The organism is Montanilutibacter psychrotolerans (assembly GCF_003719825.1).
In the GTDB taxonomy this organism is placed as follows: domain Bacteria; phylum Pseudomonadota; class Gammaproteobacteria; order Xanthomonadales; family Xanthomonadaceae; genus Montanilutibacter; species Montanilutibacter psychrotolerans.
Map to the genome: position 1 here is coordinate 160,140 of NZ_RIBS01000003.1, position 22,647 is coordinate 182,786.

The following is a 22,647-nucleotide window of genomic DNA, read 5'->3' on the forward strand; positions in this document are numbered from 1 at the left end:
CCCATCCCGCTGATCGCCCTGCTCGCATCCAACCCCGCCGCCCAGTCCGGACCGGCGGTGCAACACCACACCCCGCTGATCGCCCTGCTCGCCTCCAGCCTGGTACTGGCCTTCATCTTCGGCTCGATAGCCAATCGCCTGAAGCTGTCGCCGCTGGCCGGCTACCTGATTGCCGGCATCGTGATCGGGCCATTCACGCCGGGCTTCGTCGCCGACGAGAACCTGGCATTCGAGATTTCCGAGATCGGCGTGATCCTGCTGATGTTCGGCGTGGGCCTGCACTTTTCGCTGCGCGACCTGATGTCGGTCAAGACGATCGCGGTGCCCGGCGCGGTGGTGCAGATCGCCGTGGCGACCGCGCTGGGCTGGGGCCTGGCGCTGGCGCTGGGCTGGAGCCACGGCGCCGGCCTGGTATTCGGCCTGGCGTTGTCAGTGGCCAGCACCGTCGTGCTGCTGCGCGCGCTGGAAGACCGTCGCCTGCTGGAATCCGAGCGCGGCCGCATCGCGGTGGGCTGGCTGATCGTCGAAGACCTGGCGATGGTGATCGCGCTGGTCCTGCTGCCGGCGCTGGCCGGCGCGCTGGGCGGCAAATCCGCCAGCGCCGGCGACCTCAGTCTGGGCGCGTCGCTGCTGCTGACCCTGGGCAAGCTCACCGCGTTCGTGGTGGTGATGCTGGTGGTCGGCCGGCGCGTCATCCCGTGGGTGCTCGAGCGCGTTGCCGGGACCGGCTCGCGCGAGCTGTTCACGCTGTGTGTGCTGGCGATCGCGATGGGCGTGGCATTCGGATCGACCTACCTGTTCGGTGTGTCGGTCGCGCTCGGCGCGTTCTTCGCCGGCATGATGCTCAACGAGTCCGAGTTCAGCCACAAGGCGGCCGCCGACTCGCTGCCGATGCGCGACGCATTCGCTGTGTTGTTCTTTGTGTCGATCGGCATGTTGTTCGACCCCAGCGTGGTGCTGGACAACCCGCTGGCGGTGCTGGCCACGTTCCTGGTGATCGTGATCGGAAAATCGCTGGCGGCGTTTGCGATCGTTCGCGCGTTCGGCCGCAGCAACTCGATCGCGCTGACGATCTCGGCCAGTCTGGCGCAGATCGGCGAGTTCTCCTTCATCCTGGCCGGCATCGGCGTCGACATCGACGTACTGCCCGCCGAGGGCCGTGACCTGGTGCTGGCCGGCGCACTGCTGTCGATCATCGCCAACCCGCTGATCTTCGCCGCGCTGGACAAGTGGCAGGCACGCGCCGATGCCCATGCCGTCAGCAAGGGCATGCCCGTCGACGACCCGCCACCGCAGCCGATCGACATCGCCGGCCACGCGATCGTGGTCGGCTTCGGACGGGTCGGCAGCCACCTGGCCAAGCTGTTGCACGAGCGCGGCGTACCGGTGGTGGTGATCGAGGACGATGGCGACCGCGCCGACCAGGCACGCGCCGCCGGCTTGCCCGTGGTGCGCGGCAACGCCGTGCACGAGCGCGTGCTGCTGGAGGCGTCGCCAGGCGAGGCCACGATGGCGGTGTTCGCGATCCCGCAACCGCTGGAAGCCGGCGAGGCGATGGAACGGCTCAAGAAGCTCAATCCGGCGTTGACCATCCTGGCGCGCGCGCACAGCGAGACCGAGGTCCGCCACCTGCTCGCCCACGGTGCCGATGCAGCAGTGCTGGCCGAACGCGAACTCGCCCACAGCATCGCCGAGATGGTGATGGCAACACCGCACTATCGCGGCAACCGCCACCTGCCGCCGGCAATCGCCTGACCCTTCCACCTACCAGCAGACCAGCATCCCGATGGACGACAACGACAGCAAACGCGCGCAACTCAGCACCACCGAGGCGCGCATCCTCGCCTGCCTGGTGGAGAAGGAAGCGACCACACCCGACACCTACCCGCTGACGCTCAACGCGATCGTGGTTGCCTGCAACCAGAAGACCGCGCGCGAGCCGACGATGGAACTCGAGCCCGGCGAGACCGCACACGCCTTGCGTCAACTCGAACCGCGCGGCTGGGTGAAATCGCAGCACAGCGCGCGGGCCGAACGCTACGAGCACCGCATGGCCGCCGTGCTCGGCGTGACGCGCGCGCAGACGGCATTGCTGGCGCTGCTGATGCTGCGCGGGCCACAGACCGCGCACGAGCTGCTGGCGCGCAGCGACCGCATGGCGAAGTTCGACTCCGCCGACGACGTGCAGTACGCGCTCGAACGCCTCGCGCAGCGCGAACCGGCGCTGGTCACCGTGCTGCCACGCCAGTCCGGTCAGCGGGGCGAGCGGTACGCACACCTGCTTTGCGGCGAACCGGATGCGTCGGCGATTGCCGCGTCCGCGACGGCGGCGGGCCCGTCACGCGGTGCGCTGGAAGATCGCATCGCCGCCCTGGAAGCGCGCATCGAGGCACTGGAAGCGCGCCGGGATGCGCACGCCAGCTAAGGGAGCGGCTTCCCACGCGGTGATTGCAGCGGTATCGGAAGTCACACGGTTCCCCGATGCGCGGCGCTGTCCGCGCTGTCCGATACCCCGCGATGGTCGCGTTGCAACAGGGGATGAGGGCGAGGTCGCCGTGTACGTCGGCGCGGCCTCGGCGCGCACCCGCTGCGCCTGCATGCCCCGCCACGCCAGGGAGGAGGCATGCGCGCCATCACCTGCACTCGAGTCGCACCGGCCTGGTGGCGTTGGGCGGTGGTACGGCAGCGACCATCTGCCGCGTGGGGCATCCCGATTGCGCTGATGGCAGCGACCCTGTGGTTGCTGACCCTGCTGCCGGTCGCCATGGCGCAGGATCGCCCACGGGCGTCGTCATCGACGACGTTGCAACGCCAGGCCGTCACCACGCAGCCGGTCGACACCACCTCACCGCCCACGTGCCGCGATGCCAACGGCGCGCCAATCCCCTGTTCGCAGACGCACACAACCCCGACGCGGCTGACCCGGTGGCAGGCCACCGCGCTGGACCAGGCGGCACCGACGGGCCCACAGGGCGGCACCGACGTCCGCCGATGCCGCGATGCGCAAGGCGCGGCAACCCGATGCACGACGGTGCCCCGGGTGGTCGGCATGACCACCGCCATGGCGCAACGCCTGTTGGTCGCAAGCGGCCTGCGCGGCGTTGATCGCGGCGAACGCGCGTCCGACCATCCGCCCGGGACGATTGCAATCACCGCCCCCGTCTCCGGCACAGTGGTCGCCGTCGGGAGCGGGGTCGACTACTGGACCTCCGCCGCGCCGGCGCCGCCGACTCAGGACGCGTCGCAGTCCCCAACCGCAACAACGCCAACGCCGGCACCGCGCGATCGGTTCGTCGTGGTTCCCGATGTCCAGGGCATGCACGAAGGCCAGGCGGTGGCCGAACTGCACGAACGCCGGCTGACCGTTGGCACGATCGGCGAGGTGCACGAGGAGGGAACGGTCGGCATCGTGATCGTGCAGCGGCCACTCCCCGGCACGCGCGTGCGACTCGGCGACGCGATCGATCTGGATCTCCGCCGACCGCCGCAGGACACCACGGTGCCGCCGCTGACGGGGCAAACCGAAGCCAGCGCGCAACAGCTGCTGGCACGAGCACGCCTGCGACCGCGCGCGATCGGAAGCGAGCCCTCACGACTGCCGCGCGGCCGGGTGATCCGCAGCGCGCCGGACGCCGGCACCGTGGTGCGCGTGGGCAGCTTCGTCGACTACGCCGTCGCCTCCGGGCGCAACCGGGTGCCGGCGTTGCGCGCGCTCACCGTCGAGCAGGCACGCGCGCAACTGGCCCGTGCCGGCTTCTCGCTGGGATCACAGGCGACCGTCGAGCGACCCGGCGGCACCGGCCGCGTGCATTCCCAGCAGCCAGCCGCGGGTAGCGAGGCGGTGCTCGACAGCGCAGTCAACGTAACGCTGGCGCAGTCGCCGCCGGTTGCCGTCGCAACGCCAGCGCCGACGACACCGACGCCACCATCGGGCCCCGCCCCGGATCCCGTTCCGGAGCCGCTGCCCGATCCATTGCCCGACGCGTTGCCCGACCCATTGCCGGATCCCATGCCCACGCCGCCGCCGGCGTCCGGCCCCGGGCCGGCCAGTGACATCACACCGGTCGACACGAACGGGCGCGGGACCTCGCCTGGCACGAACGCGGACAGGCCGGCCGATCCCGATCCCAACCCCGCCCTGCCCTGGCCGCCCTGGATCCTCGCCGCCGCAAGCGCGTTGGCCGCCTCCGCTGGCCTCCTCGCCTGGCGCCGGTACTGGAAGCCTTGGCCGTGGCCGATGCGCCTGAAGGTCGACGCGACGCTGCAGTTCCAGGCGGTGGAGTCCGGCGATGGCGCGGTGCCGGGCACGGTCCGCGCGCCCGATCTGCAGCTGCGGTGCTGGATCGAATTGCGCGATGTCGCCGCCGACGACGACGACAACCAGGGCAACCAGGGCAACCCGACAACGGTTCACCAGGAGACCGGCCATGAGTGGACTGATGCTGAAGCAGTTGCTGCCCGCGTCGCTGGAGCGCTTCCAGGACCAGGTGGAGCACGAGATCCGCAAACGCGGTGACGGCCACCAATCCAGCTACGCCTGGGGGCTGATCCGCGGCAGCGCGTCGAAGGCGCTGGTCGACGCACTCGACGTGGAATTCTTCGGCGTGCTCGCCCAAGGCTGGTGCAAGGGCCTGAAGTTGTACGAGTACACCGACGCCAGCAAGCACCCGCCAGACACCGACGAAGTTCTGAGCCTGGGCAAGCGCAAGTTCCCGTTGACCGTGCACCCGGTGCTGTCGCTGGCGGTGGCCGGGCGGGAACTGCTGAACCTGCGTTTCACCCTCGTGCTGACGGCGCAGCTCGACAGCGCGGCGTGCACGATCCGCAACGGCTGCATCACGCGGATCGCGGTCGGCAGCTGCCTTGTCAGCGCGCAGCTGAAGTACGGCGAAGCGGCGCTGCACGAGCCCTCGCAGTCACCGTCGCTCCCGCTGCCGGGCAGCTACGACTTCGACGCTCCGGGCTTCGCGATCGGCGTGTACCGCCCGGCACCCGCGCCGCAAGGACTGGCCGAAGGCTGACGCCGCGCGCGTGAGACACGCCCCTCGCGTGTCGAGTCGCACACGCATTGTGTGCGCTCCATCAACCTATCCGATGCGACGGGCTGGAGGGTGTGGTGACTGCGGCTCTACTCGGGCCACGGTCGCCGTTGCGGCTGCCGATAAGGAGATCAGGCATGTCGAACCACCCGTTGCGCCTCGCGGTCCTTGCCGCGTTGGCCGCACCCGCCACGTTGTTTGCACCCACTGCGTATGCCCAGGCCGCCGAGGATGAAACCGGGACGCTGGACCGGATCATCGTCACTGGCACGCGCGTCACCGATCGCACCGTCGCCGAATCGGCATCGCCGATCGACATCATCAGTCCCGAGACACTGGAAGCCACCGGCACCACCGAACTGGCGACCGCCTTGTCGCGCGCGCTGCCGTCGTTGAATTTTCCGCGCCCGGCGATCTCCGACGGCACCGACGCGGTGCGGCCTGCGCAGCTGCGCGGTCTCGCGCCGGACCAGGTACTGGTGCTGGTCAACGGCAAACGCCGACACGCCACGGCGCTGATCAACCTCAACGGCACGCAGGGCCGCGGTTCTTCCCCGGTGGATCTCAATGCCATCCCCATGGCGTCTATCGAACGGGTCGAGGTACTGCGCGATGGTGCATCGGCGCAGTACGGATCGGACGCGATCGCAGGCGTGATCAACATCGTGCTGAAGGGCGCCGACCATGGCGGAAGCATCGCCACGCGCGTCGGCCAGCACAGCGCGGGCGACGGCGAGAGTTGGCAGGTTTCGGGCAACAGCGGCTTTGCGCTGGGCGAGCGTGGCGCCGTGCACCTGGCCGCGCAGGCGTTGCACAACGACCAGACCGATCGCGCCCGTCCGTTCATCGGCACGCCCACTGCGACCTCTGCACCGCCCGGCCGCGTCGTGCAACGCCAGGGCGACCCCGAGATCGAGCAGTATGCCGTGTCCTACAACACGCGCTTCGCGCCGGCCGAAGGCGTGTCGTTCTATTCCTTCGGCAACGCGAGCAGGCGCGATGCGCTGTCCAACGGCTTCTACCGACCCGCCGGTGATTCGCGCAACGTTCCGCAGATCTATCCCGATGGCTTCCTGCCAAGGATCCGCAACATCGCCGAAGACCGCGCGTTCGTAGTTGGCATGAAGAGTGAAACGGCAGGCGGGCTGGGGATCGACTTAAGCTACAACTATGGCCACAGCGATCTCAGCTTCGGCGTGGAGAACTCGCTCAACCGCAGCTTCGGTGCGGCGTCGCAGACGCGCTTCAAGGCCGGTGCACTGGAAGTGACCCAGCACGTGCTCAACCTCGATCTCACCCGGGCGATCGACGTCGACTGGCTGGAGTACCCCATCGCGTTCGCGTTTGGCGGCGAGTGGCGTGGCGAGGATTTCGCCCAGCACGCCGGCGAACCAAACTCCTACCTCAACGGCGGCGTGCTGCTGCCCGGCGGCGCACCGGCGCCATCCGGGTCGCAGGTGTTTCCCGGTTTCCGTCCCGCGGACGCGCGCGCGTTCGACCGCCACAGCTATTCGGTGTACGCCGATGTCGAGGCGGACCTGGGTGAGCGGGTGTCGCTGGGCCTGGCGGGCCGCACCGAGCAGTACAGCGACTTCGGCAACACCAGCTCGGGCAAGGTTTCCGCGCGCTGGGCGATCACCGATCAGATCGCGCTGCGCGGCACGCTGTCGACGGGCTTTCGCGCACCGTCGCTGCAGCAGCAGTTCTTCCAGTCCACGGCGACCAACTTCATCAGCGTCCCCGGCGTTGGCACGGTGCCGTTCGACATCCGCACGTTCCGCGTCAACGACCCGGCGGCGATCGCGCTGGGCGCCGAGCCGCTTCGCGCCGAGGAGTCGCGCAACGCCAGCCTTGGCCTGGTGGTGCAGCCGTTCGATGGCCTGTACATCACCGTCGACGCCTACCGCATCCGCATCGAGGACCGGATCGCGCTGTCGGAGAACCTCACATCGGCAGCGGTGCGCAACTACCTCAACAACAACGGCTTCCCGGATGTCGGCGGCGGCCGCTACTTCACCAATGCCATCGACACCACCACCGATGGTGTCGATGTGATCGCGACCTGGAACATGAAATTCGGTAACGGCGGCATCGACTGGACCACTGGTTACAACTACAACAAGACCGAGATCGACCGCATCGCGGCGAACCCCGCGGCGTTGGCGGCGATCGACCCGACGGCCGTGCGTTTCGGACGCACCGAAGTGGGTCGACTCACGGTCGGCGCGCCGCGCGACAAGTTCTTCCTCGGTGGCGTGTGGCACGCGGGTGCGTGGACGTTTGGTGCCAACGCCACGCGCTTCGGCCGGTTCTCGGTGCTTGGCGCCACGCCCGCGCTGGACCAGACATTTGCCGCGAAGTGGACACTGGACCTGTCTGCAACCTGGAAGCTCGATCGCTGGGACTTCACGCTGGGCGCCGACAACGTGCTGGATGAGTACCCCGACGAGGTGATCTTCGCCAACTCCACCGGCGGGCAGCTTCCGTACAGCGCGTCGTCGCCGTTCGGCTTCAACGGGGCGTTCGTGTACGCAAAGGTCGGCTACGGATGGTGATGGCGCGCAGTTGACCATCGGCTGACCGTTCGCGCCGTGCGATGCACGGCGTTGGCAGTACCCAGGAAAACGGTCCGCATCGCGGGCCGTTTTTTTGCGTGCGACGCATCGGCACGCGTCCCCAGCCGGACACAGGACACCAACGCGTCGCGCGCGCGACGCGATGGATGCGATGGCCTCATGCACAGTTGCGGTGCGTTGGCTTGAGACAAGGGAATGCGCTGTCGGCCACGGAATGGCGGCGCCGCGGACATGCCGGCGCAGGTCGGATGCCGTGGTGTCGCATCCCACCGCCGGTCAGCATCCGGCACCCACCTGGAATGCGCTCCCGGTATCGCCAACGTCTTGCGCGCTGGCAACGGTGACGACGCGCCAGGGACGACGCACCGCACCGCTCCCCCGTCGTCGTCCCGATTCGAACGGAGCAGCAAGCGCCCAGCGTGTCCATCACCGCCACAGGGAGGTGGGCGCAGCGCATCAGCCAACTTCGCCGGTCCGCGCAGCCCGAACGCGTCCGCCGCTACCACCGCGACGCGACCGGTGCTGCAAACGCCGCCCGGCGATTACGTCACGACCCTGACCCCGGATTGCCATCGTGCGTCCGTCGGTCCCCCACGCCCGAGATTCCACCATGAGCAAGTACGCCTTCCACGGCCGCCTCGACGGCATGATCTGCGACGACTGCCCCGAGCCGTTGTCGAACGTGCAGGTTCGCGCCTATCGCCTGCGTAATGACCCGGACATCGCCGCACTCGCCGCAGCCCCCATCAAAGAGTCGCTTCGCATTCTCGATGACGACGAGGTGCAGGCGAAGGCGCCGTTGCTGCTCGTCGAAGCCACCACCGACGCCGACGGCAATTTCATCCTCGATCTCGACCGTGCCAGTAACTACGGCGGCGAAGCGTTCGAGATCGACGTGTACTGCGGCAACGTGCCGCGCCAGAAGCCGCCGCGCGTTCCACCCGGTGTGCCGCCGCGTCCGCGCCAGTTCCACCTGGCCACGATCAACCCGGCCGAACCGCAGGCGATACGCACGGCGATGCAGCGCCTCGACTACGTGATTCCGTACCGGTGGTGGTGTCCGTTCCGCGCACTGTTCGGCGCCTGGACGATCTGCGGCACGGTGCGCATCTGCGACGAGAAGTCGCCGGTTGCCGGGGTCAAGGTGGCGGCGTTCGATGCCGACTGGTGGCAGCCCGACGCGCTGGGTGATGCAATCACCGACGCCGCCGGCCGGTTCCGCATCGACTACACCGTCGACGATTTCCGCAAGACGCCGTTCTCACCGTTGATCAACATCGAATGGGCCGGCGGGCCGGACATCTACTTCCGGATCGAAGGCAGCGGCGGCACGGTACTGCTGGATGAACCGTCCTCGCGTGCACGTCAGCCCGACCGCGAAAACGTCGGGCCGTGCTTCTGCGTGTCGCTGTGCGTGGACGTGACCCAGCAGCCTCCGTTCGACACGCCCTGGTTCACCCACGTCGGCGACTTCCACATCTACGGCGACGTCGTTGCCGCCACCGGGCTCACCAACAGTGCGGTGCTTGGCCACGGCGGCCCGGGCTACGGGTTCTTCGGGGCAACCAAGCTGATCGGCTTCTGTCCGAAGCAGATCGGCGGGCAGCCGGCGCGTTACCGTTTCCGGTACGAGGACCTCGCCGCACCCGGCACGCTGGAACCGATCACCGGTGCCCTGGTGCATCCGGTGAACGTCGGCTCGCGTCTGATCCTGTGGGACATCTTCGGCACGGGTCCGGTCTACACCTTCCAGACCATCCGGCTGCAGGGTGCCGGCGCCACGGTGGACCCGACACCGCCACCGGCGCTGCCACCGGGCACGCCGTGGGGAGCTCCTCCCGCGCACGTCATCGTGCCGGACACCGACGGTTGGATCGCGGTCGACCCGAACGGCCTCGACGGCGGCTTCTACGGCCCGCTGGTGCGTTTCGACACAACCCAGGTGCAGGCCGCCGCGCAGGCGCCGGGCGACGGTGCCGGAAACGCGGTGTCGAGCCCGCGGCACGGCATCGACCTGCGCATCGTGTTCGAGGCCGCTCCAGCGACCGGGCCGGCCGCTTTCAGCAACAGCCTGGACCGCATGCACGTCAACAACTGGCTCGACGTGATGCAGTTGGATCTGCTGGAGTTCTCCGGCGGCGGCACACCGTGTTCGAAGATCACCAACGCGATCACCCTGCTGTACACCGTCGACCACGAGCTGACCGCGGCCTGGAGTATCGGCATCAGCACGGCGGCCACGCCGGCACCGGCATTTCCGGTGCTGCCGTCGGGCACTGCGCCGCGCGGTGCATTCGGCTCGCAGGCAATCAACGTCTCCACCTGGCCCAGCTGTGCGTACGTCGTGTCGCTCGGCGTACGCCGCCGGCTGACCGATGGCGAGAACGACGACTCCGGCCACAGCACGCAGAAGGTGTTCTGCAAGTAGGTCGCTGCGGACCCGTGAGCGTCGCCCGCGGCATCGATCGGCTCGGCGCTCATCGCAGCCGCCAGGCGACGCGCATGGCAACGGCCCGGGAAACCGGGCCGTTGCGCATTGCGGATGTTTTGGAAGGTCGCTTACGCCTTGCCGAACACCAGCTGCCCGCCCGCCGCGTCCACCTGCACGGTGTCGCCGCTGACAAACTCGCCGGCGAGGATGCGCTGCGCGAGCGGGTTCTCGAGCTGCTGCTGGATCGCGCGCTTGAGTGGCCGTGCGCCGTACACCGGATCGAAGCCGACGTTGGCCAGCAGGCCCAACGCGTCGTCCGACAGCACGAGCTTCAGGCCGCGATCGGCAAGCCGCCGCTCCAGGCCCTTGAGCTGGATGCGCGCGATTCCGCGGATCTGCTCGCGGTCGAGGGCATGGAACACCACGATGTCGTCGAGCCGGTTGATGAATTCGGGACGAAAGTGCGACTGCACCACACCCATCACCGAGGCCTTCATCTGCGTGTAGGACTCGGGTGAATCGTCGCCGGCCATGTCCTGGATCATCTGGCTGCCCAGGTTGCTGGTCATGATGATCACCGTGTTGCGGAAGTCGACCGTGCGCCCCTGGCCATCGGTGAGGCGGCCATCGTCGAGAACCTGCAGCAGGATGTTGAACACGTCCGGGTGTGCCTTCTCCACCTCATCGAGCAGGATCACGCTGTACGGACGCCGCCGGACCGCCTCGGTGAGGTAGCCGCCCTCTTCGTAGCCGACGTAGCCCGGAGGCGCGCCGACCAGGCGACTGACCGCGTGCTTCTCCATGAACTCGCTCATGTCGATGCGCACCATCGCGTCGCCGCTGTCAAACAGGAACTCCGCCAACGCCTTGCTCAGCTCCGTCTTGCCCACGCCGGTCGGGCCCAGGAAGAGGAACGAACCACTCGGGCGGTTCGGGTCGGACAGGCCCGCTCGCGAGCGCCGCACCGCATCGGACACCACCTTGATCGCCTCCTGCTGGCCCACCACGCGGCCGTGCAGCACGTCCTCCATCTTCAGCAGCTTCTCGCGTTCGCCCTCGAGCATCTTGTTGACCGGAATACCGGTCCAGCGCGAGACCACCTCGGCAATTTCCTCGGCAGTCACCTTGTCCTGCAGCAGCGTGAAGCCCTTTGTCTCCACCTCCTGCGCGGCCTTCAGCTGCTTTTCCAGCTCGGGCAACGTGCCGTACTGCAACTCGCTCATGCGCGCGAAGTCCTGCTTGCGCTGTGCCGCCTCAAGCTCCAGGCGCGCATGCTCGATCTGCTCCTTGATCCGGGTCGCGCCTTGCAGAACGGCCTTCTCGGCCTTCCACACTTCCACCAGGTCGTTGAAACCGCGCTCGAGCGTGGCGATCTCGGATTCCAGATCGGCCAGGCGCTGCTTCGATTCGGCGTCCTTCTCCTTCTTCAGCGCCTCGCGCTGGATCTTGAGCTGGATCAGGCGACGCTCCTTGCGATCGAGCTCCTCGGGCTTGGAGTCGATCTCCATGCGGATGCGCGACGCCGCCTCGTCCATCAGGTCGATCGCCTTGTCGGGCAATTGCCGATCGGCGATGTAGCGATGGCTCAACGTGGCCGCCGCGACGATGGCCGGATCGGTGATCTCGACACCGTGGTGGACCGCGTAGCGTTCCTTCAGCCCGCGCAGGATCGCGATGGTGTCCTCCACCGTCGGCTCGCCGACGAAGACCTTCTGGAAGCGTCGTTCCAGCGCGGCGTCCTTCTCGACGTACTTGCGGTACTCGTCGAGCGTGGTAGCGCCGATGCAATGCAGTTCGCCGCGCGCGAGGGCGGGCTTGAGCATGTTGCCCGCATCCATCGAGCCTTCGGCCTTGCCGGCCCCCACCATCGTGTGCAACTCGTCGATGAACAGGATGACCTGGCCTTCGTTCTTGGCCAGATCGTTGAGCACGGCCTTGAGCCGCTCCTCGAACTCGCCGCGGAATTTCGCGCCAGCAATCAACGCGCCCATGTCGAGCGACAGCACGCGCTTGCCGCGCAGGCCTTCGGGCACTTCGTTGTTGATGATGCGCTGGGCGAGGCCTTCGACGATCGCGGTCTTGCCGACGCCGGGTTCGCCGATCAGCACCGGGTTGTTCTTGGTGCGCCGTTGCAGGACCTGGATGGTGCGGCGGATCTCCTCGTCACGCCCAACCACCGGATCGAGCTTGCCGCTCTCGGCGCGTTCGGTCAGGTCGATCGTGTACTTGTCCAGCGCCTGGCGCTGCTCCTCGGCGTTTTCCGATTGCACGGTCTCGCCGCCACGCAGCTTCTCGATCGCGGCTTCCAGCCTGGCCTTGTTCGCACCGGCCGCCTTGAGCGCGCGACCCACGTCGCCACCGTCGTCGAGCGCGGCCAGCACGAACCACTCGCTGGCGATGAACGCATCGCCACGCTTCTGCGCCAGCGTGTCGCTGACGTTGAGCAGGCGGACCAGGTCGTTGCCGAGACTGACGTTGCCGGCCTGGCCGGAGACCTTGGGCAGTTTCTCCAGCGCTTCGCCCACGCGCTCGCGCAGCAACGGGACATTGACCCCGGCCTGCGACAGCAACGGCCGCGTGCTGCCGCCGGATTGCTCCAGCAATGCGGCCAGCAGATGGGCCGGTTCGATCAGACTGTGGTCGCGCCCCAACGCAAGCGACTGCGCATCGGCGAGCGCCTGCTGGAAGCGCGAAGTGAGCTTGTCCATCCGCATCGGGAATCCCTCGGAATGTGGTGCGGCCCGAGGCCGCGATGCCTCCTGAAATGCGGACCCGGGGCAGCCGATTCAAGCGGACCCGGCGCACGGCCCGCTTGGCCGCCAGGCCGCGGGACCGGCCGCGGCGTCTGCACCGGATGCTTACATGCGCTCGTTCAAGATTCCGTGCATGGCCGCCGACCTGCCACGTTTACCGCCTCCGCCGCCCGCCCTGCACGACTGGGCGCTGCTGCTCGACGTGGACGGCACCCTGCTCGATTTCGCCGATCGCCCCGAGGCAGTGCGCGTTCCGGCGGAACTGCTGGACACCCTCTCGCGACTTCACATCGCGCTCGACGGTGCGGTGGCGCTGGTCAGCGGGCGTCCGCTGGCCCAACTGGACGCCCTGTTCGCACCGCTGCAACTGCCCGCGGCCGGCCTGCATGGCCTGGAACTGCGCGAAGGCGGCGAGTGGGCCAGCACCGGTCAGCCACCACCGGGACTGGCCCTGGTCCGCGACGCGGCGCAGGCGTTGGTCGACAAGTTCGACGGGGCACTGCTTGAGGACAAAGGCACCACGCTGGCCCTGCACTGGCGCGGCTCGCCTGCCGCCGAAGAGCCGCTGCACGAATTCGCGACCTCGGCGCTGATCGGCCTTCCCGGTTACCACCTGCAAGCGGGCAAGTACGTTTTCGAACTGCGCCCCGACGGCGCGGACAAAGGCCACGCGATCCTCGCGCTGATGTCGCATCCGCAGTTCCTGGACCGGCGTCCGGTGTTCGTCGGCGACGACCTCACTGACGAACAGGGCTTTGTCGCCATCAACGCGCACGGTGGCCACTCGGTGCTGGTCGGCCAGCGCACGCCGACCGCGGCGCACCACGCACTCCACGATCCGGACGCGACCCGCACCTGGCTGCGCGACGTGGCGTTGCGGTTGGCGCCCTCAGGCCCGGTGAACGGATGACGGCCAACCTCGACCTGGGAATCATCGGCAATGGCAGCATCGCCGCGCTTGTCGATGAGCACGCGCGCGTCGTCTGGGGCTGCGTGCCCGCGTTCGACGGGGACCCGGTGTTCTGCGCACTGCTGTCGCCCAACGAGCACCCGGGCGGCGACTACGCGATCGAACTGGAAGATTTCGTCACTGCCGAGCAGCATTACCTGGCCAACACCGCGGTGCTGCGAACGGTGTTGCGTGACCGCCACGGTGGCGCCGTGGAAATCACCGATTTCGCGCCGCGTTGGCACCAGTACGAGCGCTTCTACCGACCGGTGATGCTGCTGCGACGCGTGCGTCCGTTGGCGGGAAGTCCGCGCGTGCGCGTGCGCCTGCGGCCGTTGGCCGACTACGGCGCGACGCAGCCGGAAATCACCTGGGGCAGCAACCACATCCGCTACCTGGTGCCCGGCTTCACGCTACGCCTGACCAGCGACGTGCCGGTGCGGCTGGTGCGCGATGCCTCGCCGTTCGTGCTCGACCGCGAGCTGCACCTCGTGCTCGGGCCGGACGAATCGCTGACCCGACCGGTGGCGGCATTCGTCCGCCACGCCGAGGAGCGCACCATCGCCTACTGGCGCGAATGGGTTCGCTTCCTGTCGATTCCGCTGGAATGGCAGGACGCGGTGATCCGCAGCGCGATCACGCTCAAGCTGTGCCAGTACGAGGAGACCGGCGCGATTGTCGCGGCGATGACCACCTCGATTCCCGAGGCGGCCCACACCGTGCGCAACTGGGACTACCGCTACTGCTGGCTGCGCGATGCGGCATTCGTGGTGCGTGCGCTGAACCGGCTCGGCGCCACGCGCACGATGGAGGGCTACATCGGCTACGTGTTCAACATCGCCAGTGCCGACGGCAAGATGCAGCCGCTGTACGGCATCGGCTTCGAGCGCGAGTTGTCCGAGGACGTCGTCCCTTCCCTGTCTGGCTACCGCGGCATGGGGCCCGTCCGGCGCGGCAACCTGGCATGGCTGCAAAGCCAGCACGATGTCTACGGCAGCGTGGTGCTCGCATCCACCCAACTGTTCTTCGACCAGCGCCTGAACCGGCCCGGCGACGTCGCCACGTTCGAGCAACTGGAAGCGCACGGCGAGCGCGCGCACGCGTTGTACGACCAGCCCGATGCCGGACTGTGGGAGTTCCGCGGCCGCGCCGAGGTGCATACCTACTCCAGCGTGATGTGCTGGGCCGGGTGCGACCGGCTCGCGCGGATCGCCGCACAGCTCGGCCTGGCCGACCGCAGCGCGCACTGGCGCCACCGGGCCGACACCATGCAGGCCAAGATCCTCGAGCATGCCTACGACGCGCGGCTGGGCCACTTCGTCGAGTCGCTCGACGGCAGTCGCCTGGATGCTTCGCTGCTGTTGCTGGCCGACCTGGGCTTCGTCGCTGCCGACGATCCGCGGTTCGTGGCGACGGTCGAGGCGGTCGGCCGTGCGCTGCGGCGTGGCGATGCGCTGTTCCGCTACATCGCCCCGGACGACTTCGGCGAGCCGGAGACCAGCTTCACGATCTGCACGTTCTGGTACATCGATGCGCTGGCTGCGATCGGCCGCATCGACGAGGCGCGCGCGATGTTCGAACGCATCCTGGCCCGGCGCAACCCACTGGGGCTGATGTCGGAAGACCTCGAGTTCGATGGCGGCGAAGCCTGGGGCAACTTCCCGCAAACCTATTCGCATGTCGGGCTGATCATCGCCGCGATGCGATTGAGCAGACCGTGGCAGGACGCCGCATGAGCACGCACGGAGCACGCGCATGGGTCGACTGGTCGTAGTTTCCAATCGTGTCACGTTGCCCGACGAAAACCGCGCCGGCGGGCTTGCCGTTGCCGTGCACGGCGCCCTGCGGGAGAGCGGCGGGCTGTGGTTCGGATGGAGCGGACGCATCGACCCGGAAACCTCGGGACAGCTGCGCGAGCGGCACGACGGCAACATCCACTACGCGACGATGGACCTGTCGCACCGCGACCATGCCGACTACTACGACGGCTTCGCCAATCGCACGCTGTGGCCATTGCTGCACTTCCGCATGGACCTTGTCGACTACAGCCGCGAAACCCACGCCGGCTACCGACGCGTCAACGCGCTGTTCGCGCAGAAGCTCGTGCCGTTGCTGCACACCGACGACACCATCTGGGTGCACGACTACCACCTGATTCCGATGGCCCAGCAGCTCCGCGTGCACGGCGTGCGCTGCCGGCTCGGCTTCTTCCTCCACGTGCCCATGCCGTCATCGGACCTGCTCGCCGCCCTGCCCGATCACGCAAGACTGTTCGAGGACCTGTCCTCGTACGACCTGATCGGGTTCCAGACCACACGCGACCTGGAACGCTTCCAGGATTACGTGCGCCTGTTCGGGCGAGGACGTGTGATCAGGAGCGGCGTGCTGGAAACCTATGGCGGCCATCGCCTTCGCGCGGGGGCGTTTCCGATCAGCATCGACACGCCGATGATCGCTTCGCAGGCGGCGGCTGCGATCAGCAAGGCAAGTGTCCGGCGACTCGCTGCCAGCCTGTCGCGGCGCGCACTGGCGATCGGTGTCGACCGGCTCGACTACTCCAAGGGCCTGCCCGAACGCTTCCGCGCGTTCGCTCGCTACCTCGAGCGCCATCCCGGCCAGCGCGGCAAGCTCACCTACCTGCAGATCGCCCCCGTCTCGCGCAGCGGCGTGGCCGAGTACCGCGCGCTGCGCGGCGAACTCGAACAACTGGCCGGTCACATCAACGGTGGCCACGCCGACGCCGACTGGACGCCGATGCGCTACGTCAACCGAAACTACCCGCATGCCTCGCTGACCGGCTTCTATCGGCTGGCGCGGGTCGGCCTGGTGACGCCTCTGCGCGACGGCATGAACCTGGTCGCGAAGGAGTTCGTCGCCGCGCAGGACCCGGAAGACCCCGGCGTGCTGGTGCTGTCGTCGTTCGCCGGCGCCGCGCGCGAGTTGCACGAGGCACTGATAGTGAACCCCTACGACATCGACGGCGTCGCCGATGCGATCGAGATGGCCGTCACCATGCCGCTGGCCGAACGACGCGAGAGATGGCAGGCGATGATGGCGCAGCTACAGGAGCACGACATCGTCGCATGGCGACGCGACTACCTGCGGGCACTGCGCGAGGGATGATCGTCAGTCGGCGATGGCGACGTCGTCGGCAAGGATCGGGCGGGCCTGCAGCGACAGCAACCCGAGCAGCGCCGCCAGCGCCGCGTACGCCCCCACGAACTGCCACGACACCTGCCTCGGCAAGCCCTCCAGCATCCACGGCAGGTAGATGCCGCCCTGCGGGTGCACCGAGTGGATCACACCGAACAAGGCCAGTACCGCGCCGACGATCAGGAACATCGACGCGCGTCGCAGCCTGCCGTCGATCATCGCCGCCACGGCCGAGATCCAGATCATCGCGGTGATGATGAAGCCGTTGCCCAACGCCACGATCACCGCCATTTCCGGCAAGCCGTGGCCGTCGCTGGCCGACATCAGCGCCGCCAGCCGATCTGACGCGATCCAGGCCGGATTGCCGACCTTGATCGACAGCATGTACGCCACCGATGGCAGGAAGCCGAGCACCATGGCCATCGTGTGCCGGGGCGGCGTTGCGCGGAACGCCTGCGTGGTGATGTCCAGCGCGACGTAGACGATGATCGGCGCCAGCACGGCCAGGGGCAGCCACTGCACGAGCCCGGACACCACACCGAGCATGCCGCCGATGCCGATGAACAGGCCGGTCAGCAGCGTGTAGCCGCTGCGTGCGCCCATGTGCTTGTAGGCGGGCTGGCCGATGTAGGGTGTGGTCTGCGCCACGCCGCCGCAGACGCCCGCAACCAGCGTCGAGAAGGCTTCGGCAAGCAGGATGTCGCGCGTGCGGTAATCGTCGCCGGCGGCTCGCGCGCTCTCGCTGACGTTGATGCCGCCGACCACCATCAACAGGCCGAACGGCAGCAGCAGCGGGAGGTAGGGCACGGTGTACCGCAGACCGTCGATGAAGCCCAGCGACGGCCACGGCAGCACCACCTGGAGCGACGTCGCCTGCGGCCACGCGAAGCCCGCTGCGCCGAACCCCATCGCCCCGAGCGCGTAGTACAGCGCGGTGCCGAACACGAACGCGACGAGAACACCGGGCAACTTCACCGGCAGGCGCCCCTTCGCCACCAGCACGTACAGCAGCAGGCCCAGCGTCACGAAGCCGACCACCGGCGAGCGCAACGCTTCCACCAGCGGGAGGAATCCCATCAGCACCAGCGCGATACCGGCGATCGACCCGAGCAGGCCGGCGCGCGGCACCAGCCGCGTCACCGCCTCGCCGGCAAACGACAGCACGAACTTCAGCAGGCCCATCACCACCAGCGACGCCATGCCCAGCTGCCAGGTGGCGATCGCGGCGGCGGCCACGTCCATGCCCTGCTGTTTGAACGCGACAAACGCCGGTCCCAGCACCAGCAGCGCCATGCCGATGCTGGTCGGTGCATCCAGGCCAAGCGGCATGGCGGTGACGTCGTCGCGACCCGTGCGTTGCGCGAGCCGTCGCGCCATCACCGTGTAGATCAGATTGCCGACCAGCACGCCAAGCGCCGTGCCCGGAAACATCCGCGCGAACACCACCTCGGCCGGGAAGCCGAAGATGCCCACCAGGGCCGCGGCGATGAAGCCGAGGATCGACAGGTTGTCGACCACCAGGCCGAAGAATCCGTTGATGTCGCCGGCGACAAACCAGCGCGGCGAGGAGGAAGGGGGCATCGGAGGTTCCGGGGCGGGTGGTGGTTCCACGCACGATACGGCGCGCGGGCGGGATGCAGGGTCGTTTGCGGGCGCCGGGGCGCCTTGGCGGAGTGTACGGAGGCGGTGCCCCGTCCGGCTTTGCCGCGGCGGGTGCCAACGGCGCGATTGTCGCGGCGCGATTTCCTCGGCGCGATCGTCTGGGCGCGACTGCCTCCTCCGGTCGGACGCTTGGCATTGCACTCGCCATTGCCCTCGATACCGTGGGGCGCACCGCGCGTGCTTCGCCGTCGCCACGTGACCGCTTGCGTACCATCGACGCATGCCCATATTCCGCATCCTCGTCCTGGGCGGCTACGGCCAGTTCGGCCAACGCATCGTCGCCGCGCTCGCGCGCGATGCGGACCTGCTGTTGCTGGTTTCCGGGCGGCACGTCGATGCCGCGCAGCGACTGGTCGACCGGCTCGCCGACGGTGCCTTGGCCGGCCTGCAAGCCGTCGCGATCGACCTCGGCGCACCCGACTTCGCCGATCGGCTGGCGGCGCTGGCGCCGCACCTGGTGATCCATACGGCCGGGCCGTTCCAGGGCAGCGACTACCGCGTCGCCCGCGCGTGCCTGGCCTGCGGCGCGCACTACGTCGACCTCGCCGACGGCCGTGAATTCGTGCGGGGCATCGACGCACTCGATGCCGCCGCGCAAGCCGCCTGGCGTTGGGTGATCGCCGGCGCCAGCAGCGTGCCGGGACTCAGTACGGCAGTGGTGGAGCACCTGCTGCCGCAGTTCTCGCGGCTGGATTCGATTGAGGCGGCGATCAGCCCGGGCAATCGCACCGATCGCGGGCTGGCCACCACGCGCGCGATCCTCGGCTACGTCGGCCAGCCGTACCGGCTGCTGCGCGACGGGCGCTGGACCAGCGTGCACGGCTGGCAATCGCTGCGTCGTCTGCGCGTGCGCGGCGCGGGCACGCGTTGGCTGGCGCGTTGCGAAGTGCCCGACCTGGACGTACTTTCCGCGCGCTACCCGCAATTGCGCGATTGCGACTTCCGCGCCGGCCTGGAGCTGCGCCGAATGCACTGGGGCCTGTGGCTGGCGAGCTGGGCGGTGCGCGCGCGATTGCTGCGCAGCCTGGCGCCGTTCGCCGAGCGCCTGCTCGCAATCAGCCAGCGGTGGATCAATGCCGGCAGCGACACCGGGGTGATGGCGATCGAACTGCGCGGACTCGACCTGGCGGGCCGGCCGTTGCGATTGCAGTGGACGTTGCTGGCGCACGATGGCGACGGCCCCCAGGTGCCGGCCACCGCGGCGGTGATTCTGGCCCGCAAGCTCGCCCGCGGCGCGTTGCCGGGCGGCGGCGCGCGAGCCTGCGTGGACCTGTTCACGCTCGATGAGTTCCTGCAGGCCCTCGACGGCCTCTCGGTCGAGACCAGCCTGCGGGTCTTGCCTGCGCTGTAGCCGTGCCTGTCTGTAGCCCCGGCTGCGCCTCAGTCGAGGAATCGCACGGCCTGCTCCGGCGTGGGCAGAGCGCAGACATCGCGGCGGCCAAACCAGCGGTACCGGTTGCGTGCGACGCGCACGTACAGCGCGTCGCGCGCGAAACGCGGCATCAGCGCCATCGCGTGCGCCACGCGCCACGCGCCGCCCAGGCCCGCCAGCACCCGGCGCACTGCGTCGGTATCGGTGCTGGCGCGCGCGAGGACACCCGGCTGGCCGTGCTCGATCAGCAGCAACGACGATGGATCGTCCGGATCCAGCCCGTGCGCGGTGAGCAGGGCGCGGCCACTGACCGACTGCATCGACGCAAACCGGTACCTGCCGTGGCGGTCGTGACGCAGCAGGAATCGCACCCAGCCGTTGCACAGCACGCAGACGCCATCGAACACGATGGTCGCGCCGCCCGTGCGCGCGGCGGATGCACGTGCCGCGGCGCCATCGGGCGCCTCACTCGACATCGAGCCAGCCCTTGTAGTGCACCAGCCGCCCGGCGATGGGCAGCGACGCGCCGACATCGAACCGGTAGCGGCCATCGCGCAGGTACTCGCGCGCATGAACGCCGGAAAACCAGGACAGCGGCAACGGGATGCCGAGTGCGCGCACGCGGGCCACGCGCCAGTCGATGAACTGACCGTGCTCGGGATCGTTGGCAACCGCCATGCGGAATCCGAACGTGACCAGCCCGAGCCGCTCGCACAACAGCCCATCGTGTTCCCATAGCCGCGAGCGCATCGAATGCGTGCCGACGCGGCGCGTCCATTGCTCGCGCCCGTCGCCGGCGATGATCTCCACCTTGATGGGCCCCCGTCCGCGCGGTGGCAATCGCGTCACCCAGGCGCACAGGCGGGAGAGCAGACCGTCGCCGCGCACGATGTCCACCTTGCCGCGGTAGACGTGGCGTCCGTCGCGTTCGTGCAGGCAGCGCAATCCCGGCGCCAGCTCGTCGTAGCGATTGCCCAGCACCCGCTGGTACAGCGTCGACGCCGGATGCGCCGACGGAAACTCAGAGATAGTGGTCATCGAACCCCCTCCAGTCCTCGGGTACCGGGTAGCTGGCGCCATCGTGCCGCAGACGCACCTGCTGCTGCGATTCGTGGTGCTCGGACTCGTCGCACTCTCCGCCCTTTTCGGCGGTAACGGAATCGACCACCTGTCCGGAGACCAGCAGGTCGGCCCAGCCCGACGGCCCCGGCTCGCCGATTGCGACGGTGCGGGTGATGTCGCGCCACCGGCCAACGCAGCGCGTGTCCCATTCGCCGCTGGCCCGGCCCACCGCAAGGTTGCGCAACACCGGTTGCAGCGCGCCATCGCGCACGACGTACAGGCGCAGGCTCTCGATGCTGAAGGGATTGGCACGCGATGCGCCGGTGCGCGCGATGCGCACGCCGAAGGCGAGCACCTTCGGGCCGAGCCGGTACAACGCCGTGTCGAGGTTCAGACCGGTGACGCCGATCGCATCGGAGGTCAACACGCCGTTCTCGCGATGGCGATGGCGCACCGCCAACGTGGCGCTGTCGACCACCAGCACCTCCAGGTCTGCCACGCCGATGGGCTGGCCCTGTTCGGCCTCCTCGACCGCGGCCGAGGGTTCGAGCAGCGTCACCGCGAGCAGCGTCAGTTCCGGTTGCGCCGGCCACGCCTTGCATTGCACCTGGGCGAGGTCGATCACGCGCGAGCCGTCGTGCAGGCGCAGTTGCAGGCCGTCGTCGTGCACGCTCGAACGCGGGTAGGCCGCGCCCAGGACGCTGGCCAGCGTGGCGTCGTCGCAGGCCAGCGCGACGCGTGGGCACAGCAGCATGGCAGTGGCGAGCAACAGACTCGTCAGCAGGGAATGCGTCATCGGATCCTTCCGGAGATGGGGGAAATCTGTCGGCGAAGCCCGTCGGCCGCCAGCGGGTCGTGAAGGCGGCATCAACCGCGCGTGGGATCGATCCACGCCAGCGACGCCAACCGCCCGCTGCGGCGGTCGCGGCGATGCGAGAAGAATCGCGTCGGCTCGGCGATCGTGGACAGCCCGCCGCCGTGGACGCGCGCCGGCTCCAGTCCGGCGGCGGTCAGTCGCCGACGCGCCAGCGCGTAGAGGTCGACCTTCCAGTGATGCGGCCGGGTGCTGACGAACGCCGCGCCGGCGGACCAGTCGCGCGAAACGAAAGCGTCGTACACATCCACGCCGACTTCGTATTCCTGCGGCCCCGCGGCCGGACCGAGCCAGGCCATCACGCGATCGGCGGGCGTGCGCATCGCCGCCACCGTGGCCTCCAGCACGCCGTCGGCCAGTCCGCGCCAACCCGCGTGCGCGGCCGCAACCTCGCTGCCGTCGTCGGCGCAGAACAGCACCGGCAGACAGTCGGCGGTGAGGATCGCAAGCACTACGCCCGGGGTCGATGTCACCGCCGCGTCGCCCTCGGGTTCATCGCAGGCGTCCACGCCGTCGGCGTCGGGTCCGTCGAAGCGACGCACCGTGGTGCCGTGCACCTGACGCAGCCAGCGCGGCGCGGCAGGCAGCCCGGCCAGTTCGCACAGCAACGCGCGGTTGCGATCGACCGCGGCCGGATCGTCGCCATCGGCCGTGCTGCGGTTACCGAAGTTGAAACTGTCAAAGGGCGCTTGCGACACACCGGCCCCGTAGCGCAGCGTGGTCAGCCCGCGCACGCCGCGCGGCGCGGGCCAGTCGGCGTCCAGCCACGCGGCCAT

The 22,647-nt window shown here is 68.8% G+C and carries 16 protein-coding genes; 10 read left to right on the top strand and 6 right to left on the bottom strand.

The window, feature by feature from the left end:
- Positions 1–57 precede the first annotated feature (57 nt).
- The 6 genes from ybaL to EER27_RS07550 all read left to right on the top strand — a co-directional run bounded on the left by ybaL (position 58) and on the right by EER27_RS07550 (position 10,043).
- Positions 58–1,755, top strand: coding sequence for a YbaL family putative K(+) efflux transporter (gene ybaL, locus EER27_RS07525; RefSeq protein ID WP_123087782.1), 1,698 nt, complete (start codon positions 58–60; stop codon positions 1,753–1,755).
- 31 nt (positions 1,756–1,786) lie between these two features.
- The gene (locus tag EER27_RS07530; protein ID WP_123087421.1) at positions 1,787–2,425 is read left to right on the top strand and encodes a YceH family protein; all 639 of its coding nucleotides are present in this window, start codon (positions 1,787–1,789) and stop codon (positions 2,423–2,425) included.
- 297 nt (positions 2,426–2,722) lie between these two features.
- Positions 2,723–4,516 (top strand): PASTA domain-containing protein, encoded by a 1,794-nt coding sequence (locus tag EER27_RS07535; RefSeq protein ID WP_190285693.1) that lies wholly within the window; start codon positions 2,723–2,725, stop codon positions 4,514–4,516.
- Positions 4,428–5,021, top strand: coding sequence for a hypothetical protein (locus EER27_RS07540; RefSeq protein ID WP_148040979.1), 594 nt, complete (start codon positions 4,428–4,430; stop codon positions 5,019–5,021). The genes EER27_RS07535 and EER27_RS07540 overlap by 89 nt, the downstream gene beginning before the upstream one ends.
- 155 nt (positions 5,022–5,176) lie before the next feature.
- Positions 5,177–7,594: a TonB-dependent receptor plug domain-containing protein gene (locus EER27_RS07545; protein WP_123087424.1), complete on the top strand. Its 2,418-nt coding sequence runs from the start codon at positions 5,177–5,179 to the stop codon at positions 7,592–7,594.
- 631 nt (positions 7,595–8,225) lie between these two features.
- Entirely contained in the window at positions 8,226–10,043 is a 1,818-nt protein-coding gene (locus EER27_RS07550; RefSeq protein ID WP_123087425.1) for a transthyretin-like family protein, read from the top strand.
- Positions 10,044–10,174: 131 nt separating this feature from the next.
- On the opposite strand, the gene clpB is transcribed toward EER27_RS07550, so the two are convergent.
- On the bottom strand, positions 10,175–12,760 hold the full coding sequence (gene clpB, locus EER27_RS07555) for an ATP-dependent chaperone ClpB (protein ID WP_123087426.1): 2,586 nt from the start codon (positions 12,758–12,760) through the stop codon (positions 10,175–10,177).
- 148 nt (positions 12,761–12,908) lie between these two features.
- On the opposite strand from clpB, the gene otsB reads away from it, so the two are divergent.
- Genes otsB through otsA form a run of 3 tightly spaced genes read left to right on the top strand, consistent with a single transcriptional unit; the run spans position 12,909 to position 16,871 of the window.
- Complete coding sequence (gene otsB / locus EER27_RS07560; protein ID WP_223807219.1) at positions 12,909–13,709, top strand: trehalose-phosphatase; 801 nt, start codon at positions 12,909–12,911, stop codon at positions 13,707–13,709.
- Positions 13,706–15,484: a glycoside hydrolase family 15 protein gene (locus EER27_RS07565; protein ID WP_123087427.1), complete on the top strand. Its 1,779-nt coding sequence runs from the start codon at positions 13,706–13,708 to the stop codon at positions 15,482–15,484. Before otsB ends, EER27_RS07565 begins: the two co-directional genes overlap by 4 nt.
- Before the next feature lie 19 nt (positions 15,485–15,503).
- Positions 15,504–16,871, top strand: coding sequence for an alpha,alpha-trehalose-phosphate synthase (UDP-forming) (otsA, locus tag EER27_RS07570; protein ID WP_123087428.1), 1,368 nt, complete (start codon positions 15,504–15,506; stop codon positions 16,869–16,871).
- Positions 16,872–16,874: 3 nt separating this feature from the next.
- On the opposite strand, the gene EER27_RS07575 is transcribed toward otsA, so the two are convergent.
- Positions 16,875–18,482: a SulP family inorganic anion transporter gene (locus tag EER27_RS07575; protein WP_123087429.1), complete on the bottom strand. Its 1,608-nt coding sequence runs from the start codon at positions 18,480–18,482 to the stop codon at positions 16,875–16,877.
- Positions 18,483–18,783: 301 nt separating this feature from the next.
- Between EER27_RS07575 and EER27_RS07580 the strand changes: the two genes are divergently transcribed.
- Positions 18,784–19,914, top strand: a complete 1,131-nt coding sequence (locus EER27_RS07580) for a saccharopine dehydrogenase family protein (RefSeq protein ID WP_123087430.1) — start codon at positions 18,784–18,786, stop codon at positions 19,912–19,914.
- 29 nt (positions 19,915–19,943) lie between these two features.
- On the opposite strand, the gene EER27_RS07585 is transcribed toward EER27_RS07580, so the two are convergent.
- From EER27_RS07585 to pgeF, 4 genes are all read right to left on the bottom strand, one after another.
- Complete coding sequence (locus EER27_RS07585; protein WP_190285694.1) at positions 19,944–20,411, bottom strand: thiol-disulfide oxidoreductase DCC family protein; 468 nt, start codon at positions 20,409–20,411, stop codon at positions 19,944–19,946.
- Positions 20,401–20,973 (bottom strand): DUF4166 domain-containing protein, encoded by a 573-nt coding sequence (locus tag EER27_RS07590; protein ID WP_190285695.1) that lies wholly within the window; start codon positions 20,971–20,973, stop codon positions 20,401–20,403. Before EER27_RS07590 ends, EER27_RS07585 begins: the two co-directional genes overlap by 11 nt.
- Complete coding sequence (locus tag EER27_RS17065) at positions 20,957–21,793, bottom strand: PA3715 family protein (RefSeq protein ID WP_190285696.1); 837 nt, start codon at positions 21,791–21,793, stop codon at positions 20,957–20,959. The genes EER27_RS07590 and EER27_RS17065 overlap by 17 nt, the downstream gene beginning before the upstream one ends.
- 71 nt (positions 21,794–21,864) lie before the next feature.
- The gene (pgeF, locus tag EER27_RS07600) at positions 21,865–22,647 is read right to left on the bottom strand and encodes a peptidoglycan editing factor PgeF (protein ID WP_123087434.1); all 783 of its coding nucleotides are present in this window, start codon (positions 22,645–22,647) and stop codon (positions 21,865–21,867) included.

Excerpts from the sequence above, each read along its gene's own strand:
- EER27_RS07530 (WP_123087421.1), top strand. The coding sequence starts at position 1,787 with ATGGACGACAACGACAGCAAACGCGCGCAACTCAGCACCACCGAGGCG.
- EER27_RS07535 (WP_190285693.1), top strand. The coding sequence starts at position 2,723 with ATGGCAGCGACCCTGTGGTTGCTGACCCTGCTGCCGGTCGCCATGGCG.
- EER27_RS07540 (WP_148040979.1), top strand. The coding sequence starts at position 4,428 with ATGAGTGGACTGATGCTGAAGCAGTTGCTGCCCGCGTCGCTGGAGCGC.
- EER27_RS07545 (WP_123087424.1), top strand. The coding sequence starts at position 5,177 with ATGTCGAACCACCCGTTGCGCCTCGCGGTCCTTGCCGCGTTGGCCGCA.
- EER27_RS07550 (WP_123087425.1), top strand. The coding sequence starts at position 8,226 with ATGAGCAAGTACGCCTTCCACGGCCGCCTCGACGGCATGATCTGCGAC.
- clpB (WP_123087426.1), bottom strand. The coding sequence starts at position 12,760 with ATGCGGATGGACAAGCTCACTTCGCGCTTCCAGCAGGCGCTCGCCGAT.
- otsB (WP_223807219.1), top strand. The coding sequence starts at position 12,909 with ATGCGCTCGTTCAAGATTCCGTGCATGGCCGCCGACCTGCCACGTTTA.
- EER27_RS07565 (WP_123087427.1), top strand. The coding sequence starts at position 13,706 with ATGACGGCCAACCTCGACCTGGGAATCATCGGCAATGGCAGCATCGCC.
- otsA (WP_123087428.1), top strand. The coding sequence starts at position 15,504 with ATGGGTCGACTGGTCGTAGTTTCCAATCGTGTCACGTTGCCCGACGAA.
- EER27_RS07575 (WP_123087429.1), bottom strand. The coding sequence starts at position 18,482 with ATGCCCCCTTCCTCCTCGCCGCGCTGGTTTGTCGCCGGCGACATCAAC.
- EER27_RS07580 (WP_123087430.1), top strand. The coding sequence starts at position 18,784 with ATGCCCATATTCCGCATCCTCGTCCTGGGCGGCTACGGCCAGTTCGGC.
- EER27_RS07585 (WP_190285694.1), bottom strand. The coding sequence starts at position 20,411 with ATGTCGAGTGAGGCGCCCGATGGCGCCGCGGCACGTGCATCCGCCGCG.
- EER27_RS07590 (WP_190285695.1), bottom strand. The coding sequence starts at position 20,973 with ATGACCACTATCTCTGAGTTTCCGTCGGCGCATCCGGCGTCGACGCTG.
- EER27_RS17065 (WP_190285696.1), bottom strand. The coding sequence starts at position 21,793 with ATGACGCATTCCCTGCTGACGAGTCTGTTGCTCGCCACTGCCATGCTG.
- pgeF (WP_123087434.1), bottom strand. The coding sequence starts at position 22,647 with ATGGCCGCGTGGCTGGACGCCGACTGGCCCGCGCCGCGCGGCGTGCGC.